13 protein-coding genes and 4 tRNA genes are annotated in these 11,429 nt (G+C 73.8%); 10 read left to right on the forward strand and 7 right to left on the reverse strand.

The window, feature by feature from the left end; all coding sequences use genetic code 11:
- Positions 1-32: 32 nt before the first annotated feature.
- A complete protein-coding gene (locus tag ACH9EU_RS09790) occupies positions 33-689 on the reverse strand; it encodes a DUF3000 family protein (protein WP_396413746.1) in 657 nt (218 codons plus the stop codon).
- Between the two features lie 90 nt (positions 690-779).
- Positions 780-1,211: a peptide-methionine (R)-S-oxide reductase MsrB gene (msrB, locus tag ACH9EU_RS09795; protein ID WP_396413747.1), complete on the reverse strand. Its 432-nt coding sequence runs from the start codon at positions 1,209-1,211 to the stop codon at positions 780-782.
- Between the two features lie 128 nt (positions 1,212-1,339).
- On the opposite strand from msrB, the gene ACH9EU_RS09800 reads away from it, so the two are divergent.
- Entirely contained in the window at positions 1,340-2,659 is a 1,320-nt protein-coding gene (locus ACH9EU_RS09800; RefSeq protein WP_396413748.1) for a serine aminopeptidase domain-containing protein, read from the forward strand.
- Positions 2,660-2,665: 6 nt separating this feature from the next.
- On the opposite strand, the gene ACH9EU_RS09805 is transcribed toward ACH9EU_RS09800, so the two are convergent.
- Genes ACH9EU_RS09805 through ACH9EU_RS09815 form a run of 3 tightly spaced genes read right to left on the reverse strand, consistent with a single transcriptional unit; the run spans position 2,666 to position 4,175 of the window.
- Positions 2,666-2,803 (reverse strand): hypothetical protein, encoded by a 138-nt coding sequence (locus ACH9EU_RS09805; protein ID WP_396413749.1) that lies wholly within the window; start codon positions 2,801-2,803, stop codon positions 2,666-2,668.
- Between the two features lie 14 nt (positions 2,804-2,817).
- Positions 2,818-3,273 (reverse strand): SufE family protein, encoded by a 456-nt coding sequence (locus tag ACH9EU_RS09810; protein WP_396413750.1) that lies wholly within the window; start codon positions 3,271-3,273, stop codon positions 2,818-2,820.
- The gene (locus ACH9EU_RS09815; RefSeq protein ID WP_396413751.1) at positions 3,270-4,175 is read right to left on the reverse strand and encodes a rhodanese-like domain-containing protein; all 906 of its coding nucleotides are present in this window, start codon (positions 4,173-4,175) and stop codon (positions 3,270-3,272) included. Before ACH9EU_RS09815 ends, ACH9EU_RS09810 begins: the two co-directional genes overlap by 4 nt.
- 247 nt (positions 4,176-4,422) lie before the next feature.
- On the opposite strand from ACH9EU_RS09815, the gene zapE reads away from it, so the two are divergent.
- From zapE to ACH9EU_RS09835, 4 genes are all read left to right on the forward strand, one after another.
- Complete coding sequence (gene zapE, locus ACH9EU_RS09820) at positions 4,423-5,481, forward strand: cell division protein ZapE (RefSeq protein WP_396413752.1); 1,059 nt, start codon at positions 4,423-4,425, stop codon at positions 5,479-5,481.
- Positions 5,482-5,729: 248 nt separating this feature from the next.
- Positions 5,730-6,662: a metal ABC transporter solute-binding protein, Zn/Mn family gene (locus ACH9EU_RS09825; protein ID WP_396413753.1), complete on the forward strand. Its 933-nt coding sequence runs from the start codon at positions 5,730-5,732 to the stop codon at positions 6,660-6,662.
- Positions 6,659-7,405 (forward strand): ATP-binding cassette domain-containing protein, encoded by a 747-nt coding sequence (locus ACH9EU_RS09830; RefSeq protein WP_396413754.1) that lies wholly within the window; start codon positions 6,659-6,661, stop codon positions 7,403-7,405. Before ACH9EU_RS09825 ends, ACH9EU_RS09830 begins: the two co-directional genes overlap by 4 nt.
- A 41-nt stretch (positions 7,406-7,446) precedes the next feature.
- On the forward strand, positions 7,447-8,268 hold the full coding sequence (locus ACH9EU_RS09835) for a metal ABC transporter permease (protein WP_396413818.1): 822 nt from the start codon (positions 7,447-7,449) through the stop codon (positions 8,266-8,268).
- Positions 8,269-8,280: 12 nt separating this feature from the next.
- Here the strand turns inward: ACH9EU_RS09835 and ACH9EU_RS09840 are convergent, their stop codons facing one another.
- Both ACH9EU_RS09840 and ACH9EU_RS09845 read right to left on the reverse strand, forming a co-directional pair.
- On the reverse strand, positions 8,281-8,955 hold the full coding sequence (locus ACH9EU_RS09840; RefSeq protein ID WP_396413755.1) for an iron dependent repressor, metal binding and dimerization domain protein: 675 nt from the start codon (positions 8,953-8,955) through the stop codon (positions 8,281-8,283).
- Between the two features lie 88 nt (positions 8,956-9,043).
- Positions 9,044-9,115: transfer RNA gene (locus tag ACH9EU_RS09845), tRNA-Val, on the reverse strand.
- Between the two features lie 315 nt (positions 9,116-9,430).
- On the opposite strand from ACH9EU_RS09845, the gene ACH9EU_RS09850 reads away from it, so the two are divergent.
- The 5 genes from ACH9EU_RS09850 (at position 9,431) to def (ending at position 11,400) form a co-directional block, all read left to right on the forward strand.
- Positions 9,431-9,503, forward strand: a tRNA-Gly gene (locus ACH9EU_RS09850).
- Between the two features lie 60 nt (positions 9,504-9,563).
- Positions 9,564-9,634: transfer RNA gene (locus tag ACH9EU_RS09855), tRNA-Cys, on the forward strand.
- Between the two features lie 49 nt (positions 9,635-9,683).
- Positions 9,684-9,758, forward strand: a tRNA-Val gene (locus ACH9EU_RS09860).
- Between the two features lie 135 nt (positions 9,759-9,893).
- Positions 9,894-10,748 (forward strand): cytochrome, encoded by an 855-nt coding sequence (locus ACH9EU_RS09865; protein ID WP_396413756.1) that lies wholly within the window; start codon positions 9,894-9,896, stop codon positions 10,746-10,748.
- A 64-nt stretch (positions 10,749-10,812) separates the two neighbouring features.
- The gene (gene def, locus ACH9EU_RS09870) at positions 10,813-11,400 is read left to right on the forward strand and encodes a peptide deformylase (protein ID WP_396413757.1); all 588 of its coding nucleotides are present in this window, start codon (positions 10,813-10,815) and stop codon (positions 11,398-11,400) included.
- Positions 11,401-11,429: the final 29 nt, after the last annotated feature.

The following is an 11,429-nucleotide window of genomic DNA, read 5'->3' on the forward strand; positions in this document are numbered from 1 at the left end:
TCTGTCTCGGCCCCGGTGGGGCGCGGTCGGGGTCAGCGGCGGGGATGCAGCACGGTCACGCCGTGCGGGTACGGCGGCAGGCCGGCGAAGGAGCCGACGGTGTCCGCCCAGGCGGCGAGGTGCGGTTCGACGTCGGGCCCGTCGGGCGTCCACGACGCCCTGAGCTCGAGGTCGGCACCGTGCTCCTGGTCCCCCAGGATCCCGAACCCGTCCGTGAGGACGCGGGACACCGTGCCGCCCTCCCGAGAGTATCCGGCCCGGTGACGGTCCAGCGCCTCGAGCAGCCAGGTCCACGCGACCGCGCCCGCGAGCTCGTCGCGGGTGATCCCGCGGCCCACGGCAGACCTCGCCCAGGTGACGACGCGGAACGCGCCGCCCCACGCGGGCGGCTCCGCGGGGTCGTGCAGGAGCACGAACCGCCCCGTGGCCAGTTCGTCCGTGGTGCCGGGCCCGCCGGGGACGCCGCGGCCCGCCAGGAGCGGACGGGCCACGGCGCGGGCCGACAGGCCCGGGGCGCGCCGGTGTGCGGCGGTGCCCACGACGTCGGCGCGGACCGCGGCGGCGAAGGGCGCCAGGTGCGTGGGCGCGGAGATCTGCGCGAGCTCGACACCCTGCCGCGTGCGGCGGAGGTTGCCCAGGGCGTCCCGGAAGACCTGGGAGACCCCCGACGGGTCGTTCACGGCGCTCACACTGGAAGGGTAGGTCGTCGTGGCCGGCCGGCCGGCGGTGCCACGCCGCAGGAGCGCCACGAGGTGAGTCCCGTCACCGCCGGCCGGCGCTCACCGGGCCGGCACGAGCCGGACGGAGACCGAGTTGATGCAGTACCGCAGGTCCGTCGGCGTGGGATAGCCCTCCCCGCCGAAGACGTGGCCCATGTGGGAGTCGCAGGCGGCGCAGCGGACCTCCACGCGCTCCATGCCCAGCGCCGTGTCCTTGATGTACTTCACGCGGTCCTCGGCCAGCGGCGCGTAGAAGGAGGGCCACCCGCAGTGGGCGTCGAACTTGGCCTCGGAGCGGAACAGCTCGGCGCCGCAGGCCCGGCACTCGTAGACGCCCTCGGTGGACGTGTCCCAGTACTCGCCCGTGAAGGGCCGCTCCGTCCCGGCCTCGCGGAGCACGTGGTACTCCTCGGGGGAGAGGATCGAGCGCCAGTCCTCCTCCGTCCGTGCGGTGGGGTCGGTCCGGTCGCTGGGGCTGGTGTTCTCGCTCATGGTGTCGTCCTCCGTGGTCCGTCGGCGTCGGGGCGGGCCGCGCAGCGGCGGGCCACCCGGCAGGGACAACGACGCGTGCCGCCCGCTTATGCCCGTGTCGTGCCGGGGGCCCGTGGAAGACTGGGCTCATGCCCCGACGCCTCCCGCCGCCCCGTGCCGGTTCCGCGTCCCCGGCCACGCCCGCGAACCAGTGGGCGCGCGGGGCCGTCGTGGGGGCCGCGGCCTCCGTGGGCGCGGCGTCGCTGTCCTTCGGGCTCTCCAGCGCGGCGGCCGCCTACTTCGCGCGCCAGGTCGTGGTGCCGCCCCGGTACCGCTCCGAGGACCTGCCGATCCTGGGGATCGTCCGCGCGGGCGCGGAGGGCGACGCGTCCGCCGCGACCCTCGTGAAGCTGCCGGCGACCGTCGACACGACCGTCGCCGGCACCTACAGCCTGCGCTTCGACGCCGGGCGGGGCCACGCCCGGATCGGGGCGATCCGCTCCTGGTCTCCGGGCGAGGGCACCGTGACCCGGGTGGTCGAGGAGGTCTACTCCGGGGAGCTGTCGCGGGCCACCCGCGGGTTCTGGTCCGGTTCGGTGTACCCGGACCCGGGCGCCGCCGGACTGCCCTTCGAGGACGTGGTGATCCCCATCGAGGTCGGCCCCGCCCCGTGCTGGGTCGTGCCCGCGCAGGGCCCGCCGACACCGGCGGGCGAGCGCCCGCGGGTGCTCCCGGGGCCGTGGGCGATCATGGTGCACGGCCGCGGCGCCAACCGCATGGAGACGGTCCGGGCCGTCCCGGTGGCCCGGGAGCTGGGGCTGACGTCGCTGCTCATCTCCTACCGGAACGACCGCGAGGCGCCGCCCACCCACGACTTCCGCTATGGCCTGGGCTTCACCGAGTGGAAGGACGTGCAGACCGCGATCAGCTACGCCAAGTCGCGCGGTGCCACGCAGATCGTGCTCTTCGGCTGGTCGATGGGCGGGGCCATCGCCCTGCAGACGGCGGACCTGTCCTTCTACCGCGACGACGTCGCGGCCCTGGTGCTCACCGGACCGGTCGTGGACTGGTTCGAGCTGATCGCCCACCACTCCCGCAGCCGGGGCATCCCCGCGGCGATCGGGCGGCTGGCCACGAACCTCATCTCCCACCGCGCGGGCCGGGTCCTCACGGGACTCGCCGCCCCGGTGGATCTGAAGGCCCTCGACTGGCTCTCGCGGGCGGACCACCTGCGCACGCCCGCCCTCGTGCTGCACTCGCTGGACGACGAGTTCGTGCCGGCGGCCGGCTCCCGCCGGCTCGCGGAGCTCAACCCGCTCGTGGAGTTCGTGCCGTTCACCCGGGCCCGGCACACGAAGGAGTGGAACGTGGACCCGCACCGCTGGGAGGAGGCCGTGCGGCGCTGGCTGCCGCGGCGCCTGGCCGAGGATGCCCGGGCGGCCGGCGGCCTCGGCGCCCTCGGCGGATGAGCCGGCTCAGCCCCGCAGCGCCGCCGTCCGTCCGCCGGTGAGCCGCAGGAGGTCCGCGGGAACCGGCTCCACGTCCGGTCCGCGGCCGCCGCCGGGGACGAGGAGCGCGACGGCGGCCGTGGGTCGGCGGGAGGTCCTGCCCATGGCTCTCCGGCCGGTCAGGCGCCCTGGAGCTCGCGGACGCGGCGCTTGATGCGGGCCAGCATCGCGGACATGCCGCGCATCCGCAGCGGGGAGACCAGCTGGGTCAGCCCGAACCGCTCCGGGAGGTCGTCCGGGACCTCGAGCACGCGGCGGGCCGGGAGCCCGTCGAGGCCCTCGTGCAGGATCGACGCGAACCCGCGGGTGGTGGGCGCCTCCGCGGGGGCGGAGAAGAACAGCCGCACGGGCGTCTCCGGACCCGGTTCGGCGCCCTCGTCCCACTCCACGGCCAGGAACAGCGGGGACTGGCACTCGACGACCTGCTCGAGCTCCTCCGGGTGCGCGCCCAGCCGTTCGGGCAGGGCGGGCAGGGAGCGGGAGAACTCGAGCAGCAGCTGCAGCTTGTCCTCCTCGGGCACCGCCGTGAAGTCCTCCACGAGCTCCTCGAGCTGGGCCGGAAGGCTTCCGCTCATCGGCCTGACCCGGGGGCCTCGCCCCGCTCCTCGCCCAGGACGATGGGCACGCGCACGGAGTTGCCCCACTCGGTCCAGGACCCGTCGTAGTTGCGGACCTGCTCGAAGCCGAGCAGGTACTTCAGCACGAACCACGTGTGGCTGGAGCGCTCGCCGATGCGGCAGTAGGCGATGATGTCGTCGTCGTCGGAGAGACCCACCTCCTCCCGGTAGATGGCCTCGAGCTCCTCGCGCGACTTGAACCGGGCGTCCTCGGCGGCGGCCCGTGCCCACGGCACGGAGGCGGCGGTGGGGATGTGGCCCCCGCGCAGGGTCCCCTCCTGCGGGTACTCGGGCATGTGCGTGCGCTCGCCCGTGTACTCGGGCAGCGAGCGCACGTCGATCAAGGGCTTGCCGAAGTGGCCCAGGACGTCCTGCTGGTAGGCCCGGGCCCCCGAGTCGTCGCGCTCGACGACCGGGTAGTCGGCCCGCTCGCGCTCGACCCTCGCGGTGGACAGCTCCCGGCCCTCGGCGACCCACTTGTCGCGGCCCCCGTTCATGAGGCGCACGTCGGGGTGGCCGAACAGCTCGAAGACCCACAGGGCGTAGGCGGCCCACCAGTTCGACTTGTCGCCGTAGAGCACGACCGTGGTGTCGCGGCCGATGCCCTTGCGGGACATCAGCTCCGCGAAGCCCTCGCCGTCGACGTAGTCGCGGGTGTCGGGACGGTTGAGGTCCGTGTGCCAGTCGATCTTCACGGCGCCGGGCACGTGACCGGTCTCGTACAGCAGGACGTCCTCGTCCGACTCGACGACGACGACGCCCGGATCCTCCAGGTGCTCGGCGACCCACTGTGTCGAGACCAGTCGCTCGGGGTGCGCGTACTGCGCGAATTCTTCGTTGTCCTCCACGGCAACGCCCATGGGAACTCCTTCCGGTCGGCTCCTGCGGTGCGGCCCCTCGCGGGGCGGGTTCGCTGTCCAGCGTAGTGCTCCGGGACGGACTCCGCTCCCTCCGGGCACCGCGGGGGCCCCGTCGTGGCCGGGATTTCGCGGCGGGCGCACGCCGGCCCCCGCGGGGCAGCCGGTAAAATCACCGGAGCACGCGCGTGCGCCCTCCGGCGCAGCGAACCAGCGAGCCGCCGGGCGCGGCGGACAGAGAGGTCTCCCCGTGAGCATCCAGACCGAACACCTCACCGATCGGCGCCCGAGCGTGTCGGCGGATGAACTGCTGGCGGCCTTCCGCCCGTCGGAGCGCTTCGGGGAGGTCTCCTTCGACACCTACCGCCCCGACCCGCAGCAGCCCTCGCAGTCCGAGGCCGTCCGCGAGCTGCGGGCCTTCGCGGACTCGGTGTCCCGGACGGGTTCCGGCGGGGGGTTCCTGGCCCGGCTCTTCGGCGGCGGGTCCCGCGGCCAGGACGTGCGGACGGGCATCTACCTCGACGGCGGCTTCGGCGTGGGCAAGACTCACCTGCTCGCCTCCCTGTGGCACGCCGTGCCCGGGCCCAAGGCCTTCGGCACGTTCGTCGAGTACACCAACCTCGTCGGGGCCCTCGGGTTCCGGAAGGCGGTCGACGCGCTGAGCGACTACCGGCTCGTGGGCATCGACGAGTTCGAGCTCGACGATCCGGGCGACACGGTCCTCATGTCGCGGCTGATGCGCGAGCTCGCCGACGCCGGGGTGCGGATCGCCGCCACGTCCAACACGCTGCCCGGTTCCCTGGGCGAGGGCCGCTTCGCCGCCCAGGACTTCCAGCGGGAGATCCAGGTGCTCGCCGACCAGTTCGAGGTGCTGCGCATCGACGGGGAGGACTTCCGCCACCGGGGCCTGCCGCAGGCGCCGGCGCCGCTGGCCGAGGACGAGCTGGAGCGGGCCGTGGCCGAGCGGTTCGACGGGCAGGTCGTGGCCGTCGACGACTTCGACCGGCTCGTGGAGCACCTCGCGGGAGTGCACCCGTCCCGCTACCGCAAGCTCATCGAGGGCCTCGACGCCGTGGTGTGGCGCGACGTGCGCACGATCGAGCAGCAGGCGGTGGCGCTGCGCTTCGTGGTCCTCGCCGACCGGCTCTACGACAAGAACCTGCCGATCATCGCCTCGGGCAAGGCCTTCGACGAGGTCTTCACCCCGGAGATGATGACCGGCGGGTACCAGAAGAAGTACTACCGCGCCGTCTCGCGCCTCACCGCGCTCGCCCGCGAGGGCATCCTCGGGGACGTCTCCGCGGTCTGAGCACCGGGCCCGCCGAGCGCCGGGTCCGCTGAGCACCGGGCCCGATCCGGCGTCCGGCCCCTCCCGAGCCCCCGTGGTCCGTCCGCCGCCGCGGCCTTCCGTCCGGCGCGGGGCCTCGCGCCGCTCTTGAATGTTCGACGCGTCGAACATTAGACTTCGATGACCAGACCCCGCTGTGGCCGGGCGCCGGGCGGTCGTTCCGCGCCGGTCGCCGGCACCGGGGACCGCCGAGGAGGGGAGCGCACGCGATGGGTACCGGACGACGCCGGGGACGGTGGAGGGTGCCGGCCGCGGCACTGGCTCTCGTGCTGACGACGGCCGGCTGCTCCGGCGGTGGCGCCGAGACCGCAGCCGACGACCGGCCCGTGGTCCTGACCACCTTCACCGTCCTCGCCGACATCGCGGGCAACGTCGCCGGCGACCACCTGCGGGTGGAGTCGATCACGAAGACGGGGGCCGAGATCCACGGCTACGAGCCGACGCCGGGGGACATCCGCCGGGCCGGTGACGCGGACCTGGTCCTCGACAACGGGATGAACCTCGAGGCCTGGTTCGCGCGGTTCATGACGGACGTCGAGGCCCCGCACGTGGTCGTCAGCGAGGGGGTGGAGCCCATCCCGATCGCCGAGGACGCCTACGCCGGGGCGCCGAACCCGCACGCCTGGATGTCCCCACTGAACGTGCAGACCTACGTGGACAACATGGTCGAGGCCTTCAGCGAGCTGGACCCCGCCCACGCGGCGGACTACGAGGCCAACGGCGAGGCGTACAAGGCCGAGCTCCAGGACGTCCAGGACGAGCTCGTCGCGGGGCTGGGCGCGCTCCCCGAGCGGCAGCGGGCGCTCGTGACGTGCGAGGGCGCTTTCTCCTACCTCGCCCGTGACGCCGGCCTGACCGAGAAGTACATCTGGGCCGTCAATGCCGAGCAGCAGGCCACCCCGCAGCAGATCGCGCAGGTCATCGAGTTCGTGGAGCGCCACGACGTGCCCGCCGTGTTCTGCGAGTCGACGGTCTCCGACGCCCCGGCCCAGCAGGTGGTCTCGGCCACCGGCGCCGCGTTCGGCGGAACGCTCTACGTCGACTCGCTCTCGGAGCCGGACGGCCCCGTCCCCACCTACCTCGACCTGATCCGCCACGACACCCGGACCGTCGTCGAGGCACTCACGGGGGAGGGTCGATGAGCGTGCCCGCGGTGCTCGTCGAGGGGGTCACGGTGCGCTACGGCGACGTGCTCGCGCTCGAGGACGTGGACCTCTCGCTCGCGACCGGCCGGGTCTGCGGTCTCGTGGGCATGAACGGATCGGGCAAGTCCACGCTGTTCCGCACCGTCATGGGACTCGTCGCCACCGAGAGGGGACGGGTCAGCATCGGCGGCCGGACCCCCGCACAGGCTCGCTCGGCCGGGCTGGTCGGCTACGTCCCGCAGCACGAGGCCGTCGACTGGGACTTCCCCCTGTCCGTGCGCGACGTCGTGATGACCGGGCGCTACGGGCACATGGGCCTGACCCGCCGCCCGCGGCGGGCGGACCGGGAGGCGGTCGAGCACGCCCTCGAGCAGGTGGAGCTGACCGACCTCGCCGACCGCCAGATCGGGCGGCTCTCCGGCGGCCAGAAGAAGCGGGTCTTCGTGGCCCGGGGCATCGCCCAGGCCGCCCGGGTGCTGCTGCTGGACGAGCCCTTCGCCGGCGTGGACAAGCGGTCCGAGGCGACCATCACCGCGCTGCTGCGCCGGCTCGCGGCGGACGGCACCACGGTCCTCGTCTCCACCCACGACCTGGCCGCGCTACCGCGCCTGGTCGACGAGGCCGTCCTGCTCCGCCGGACGGTTCTCGCCCACGGCTCCCCCGAGGTGGTCCTGCGCCCCGAGACCCTGGCCCTCGCCTTCGGCGTGGACGTCCTGGACCGGAAGGCGGTCCACTCGTGACCCTCTGGGAGATCCTCGCCGAACCCTTCGGCTACGGCTTCATGCTCCGGGCGCTCGCGACCGCCGTGGTCGCCGCCGTGGTCTGCGCGGTCCTCTCCTGCTGGCTCGTGCTCATCGGCTGGTCGCTGATGGGCGACGCCGTCTCGCACGCCGTGCTGCCCGGGGTGGTGCTGGCCTACGTGCTGGGCGTGCCCTTCGCGGTCGGCGCCGTCGTCTTCGGGCTGCTCGCCGTGGCGATGATCGGCGCGGTCCGGGACACCAGCAGGGTCAAGGAGGACGCCGCGATGGGCATCGTCTTCTCGACCCTCTTCGCCCTGGGCCTGGTGCTGATCTCGGTCACGCCCAGCGACACCGACCTCAACCACATCGTCTTCGGCAACCTGCTCGGCGTCGCCCCCGGGGACCTCGTCCAGATCGCCGTCCTGGGCGCGGTCGTCCTCGCGGCCCTCGTCGTCAAGCGCCGGGACTTCACGCTCTACGCCTTCGACCCCACGCACGCCCACGCGGTGGGTCTGAGCCCCCGGCTGCTCGGCGCGGCCCTCCTGGGCCTGCTGGCGCTCACCGCCGTGGTCGCCCTCCAGGCGGTCGGCGTGATCCTCGTCGTGGCGATGCTGATCATCCCCGGCGCCACGGCCCGGCTGCTCACGGACCGCTTCGGGCGCATGCTCCTCGTCGCCCCGGCCGTCTCGACGGCCTGTGCGGTGCTGGGCCTCTACCTGAGCTACTACCTGGACGTCGCCTCGGGCGCCACGGTGGTCCTGGCGCAGGGGACCGTGTTCGCGCTCGTGTACCTGCTCGGGCCGCGGCACGGCCTGCTCGGGGCGCGTCTGTCCGCGCTCCGGCGGGCCCGCGCGGGGACCTGAGGGCGGGCCGGGTCAGGCGCGGGACACCCAGACGGCGTCCGTGGTCGCCGCCCCGAGCGTGAGCGTCGCCTCCCGGCCCGCCACGCGCAGCACCACGGCCTCCGCGTAGGGCCCGGACTCCAGGATCTCCAGGTGCGCGTCGACCACGACGCCGTGGTCGGCGAAGTACTGCAGCCGTGCGGGGTCGAGGTCCGAGATCCGCTCCACCCGCGCCCGGGTGCCGGGGCGCACCCCGGTCAGTCGCACGGCGTCCGGGTGCTCCACGGATCCGTCCGGGGCGGGGATGGGATCGCCGTGCGGGTCGCGGCGGGGGTGGCCCAGGAACTCGTCCATCCGCTCGACCATGAGGTCGGAGACGGCGTGCTCGAGCACCTCGGCCTCGTCGTGGACCTCGTCCCACCGGTACTTGAGGGCGTCCACCAGGAAGGCCTCGATGAGCCGGTGGCGGCGGACCACGGCGACGGCGTGGGCCCGGCCGAGCTCGGTGAGGGAGATCTTCCCGTAGGGCGCGTGCTCGACCATGCCCTGTTCGGTGAGCTTGCGGATCGCGTCGGAGACGGTGGACAGCCGCACGCCCGTGCGCCGGGCGATCACCGAGGCGGTGACGGGGTCGTCGGACCACTCCTGCAGCCCCCACACCACCTTCAGGTAGTTCTGCATGCTCTCCGAGACCCCTGAGATCGACATGCCTCCACAGTACTGGCCGACGCCGGGGGGCTCCGGGGACAACGACGAGGGCCCCGGCTGGATCAGCCGGGGCCCTCGTCGGTGCACGTGCGCGATACTGGGTTCGAACCAGTGACCTCTTCGGTGTGAACGAAGCGCGCTACCACTGCGCCAATCGCGCTCACTGCTCGAAAACCATAACGCACATCCCGGCCGGGGGCCAATCCGCCCCGGCGAGGGGCCGGGGGGCGGCCCGGGATGCGCCCCGGAACTCGGTGCGCGCCGGGTCCCGGCGGTGATTTGGCGATTCCGGCATCCTTCCGTAGAGTCTTCATCTGTCAGGAACACCGACGGGTTCCGGCGCACGGACGGGCCACGGCGCCGACCGGGTAGCGGAACGCGTCGACTGCCGCACGCCCGGCACCGGTGGGAACACCGGGACAGGGCCTGTGATAGAGTTCCGAACCGGGCGATCGAGAGGTCGGTCGGCCGACATGCGGACGTAGCTCAGCTGGTAGAGCACCACCTTGCCATGGTGGATGTCGCGGGTTCGACTCCCGTCGTCCGCTCGCAGTGATCGGCATGAACCATGCCGTGACCAACGGCCCTGTCCGCAAGGACGAGGTCCCGGTGGGGTGGCCGAGTGGTTAGGCAGCGGCCTGCAAAGCCGTCTACGCGGGTTCGAATCCCGTCTCCACCTCGGTGCCCTACCACCACGCTGCGCCGACCTCCCCGGAGGCCGGCGTCGAGCGCGATTGGCGCAGCGGTAGCGCGCTTCCCTGACACGGAAGAGGTCACTGGTTCGATCCCAGTATCGCGCACCATCCAGAAGGCCCCGGCTCCTGCGAGCCGGGGCCTTCGTCGTGCCCGCGGCGCCCGCTGTCCGAGCGGACCGGTAGCGTGCGGGACAGGTCTCCGGGCGGCGGGCCCGGACCCGGAGCGGAGAGGCGGCGGAACGCGTGACACAGCCCAGGCTGGCGGAGCAGACCGAGTACGGACGGATGTACGCGAGGTCGACCTCGGAGCAGGCGACCGTTCCGTCCATCACCACGGTCCTGTCGGGGGCCGCGACCGACCTGGGGGGCTGGTACGGCTACACGGCGGCCCAGGCCGCCGTGGGCGACGACCGGCTGCGCACGGCGCTCGGCTCGCCGGCCCAGCTGCGGGCCGTGGTGCGCGACGCGGCCCGGGCCGCGGAGCGGCACCGGGACGAGGCCGCCGCCCGCGGCGACCGGGTGCACACCTACGCCGAGCAGATCGCCCTGCGCGCGATGGGCCGCCCGCACCGGGCGGCGGACGCGCGGGCCACCCTGGCCGAGCACGGCGAGGAGCGCTTCGCGTCCCGGTTCGACGAGTGGTGGGACCTCTACGAGCCGGAGCCGCTGGCCGTCGAGGTGACGGTGTGGAACTCGACGGTGGGCTACGCGGGCACGCTCGACCTCGTGGCCCGGATCGCCGGCCGGGTCTGCCTGATCGACTACAAGACCAAGGGCACGGACCGGGACGGCCGCGTCAAGTCCCTCGACCCGAAGGTCGTCACCCAGCTCGTGGCCGGGCTCAAGGCGGAGGAGTCGCTCGTGGACGCCGAGGCCGGCACCTGGGAGCCGTGGGCCCACGGCGGCGCCGACCTGCTGCTGGGCGTCGCCGTGGGGGAGACCGAGGTGGTCCCCGTGCAGGCCGTGCCGGCCGTGCTCGAGCAGCACTGGTACCGCTTCTGCGCCCTGCACCGGCTGTGGACCCAGGAGACGGCCCTGGCGGCGGCGGGCCCGGCGCTGCGCCCCGTGCCCCCGCCCCCGCCGCGCGAGCGGCCGTAGGCGCCGGCGTGCCCCGCACCGGAGGCGGCCCGTAGACTTGGCGGGTCGAGAGCGAGGTCCTTCCATGCCCATCCTGCCCATCCGCACCATCGGCGATCCCGTCCTGCGCACCCGCGCGGAAGAGGTCACGGTGTTCGACGACGCCCTGCGCCGCCTCGTCGAGGACATGCACGAGACGATGCTGGACGTCGGCGGCGTCGGGCTGGCCGCGCCCCAGGTCGGCGTGAGCCTGCGCGTGTTCACCTGGGCGGTCGAGGGCGAGCAGGGTCACGTGGTCAACCCGGTCCTGGAGGTCGGTGACGAGCCGCAGGAGGGCGGGGAGGGCTGCCTGTCGGTCCCCGGGCTGGGCTTCGGGACGCCGCGCAGCGCGTGGGCCCGCATCACCGGCGTGTCCCAGGACGGAAGCCCCGTCGTCGTCGAGGGCACGGGGCTGCTGGCGCGGTGCCTCCAGCACGAGACCGACCACCTGGACGGTCGGCTCTTCGTGGACCGCCTCGCCGGCGAGGCCAGGAGGGAGGCGATGCGGGCGATCCGCGCCGCCGACTACAACGGGGTGGTCAGCGACGTGGCGGGGCAGCGCGCCGCGCACGTGGGCTCCTCCTTCGGCGCCGGGTCCTCGTTCGGCGCCTCCTCCGGCCCGGGCCTCGCCTGAGCCGGGAGTTCCCCCGCCCCCACCCGTCA

The organism is Kocuria rhizosphaerae (assembly GCF_044462265.1).
GTDB lineage: Bacteria > Actinomycetota > Actinomycetes > Actinomycetales > Micrococcaceae > Kocuria > Kocuria rhizosphaerae.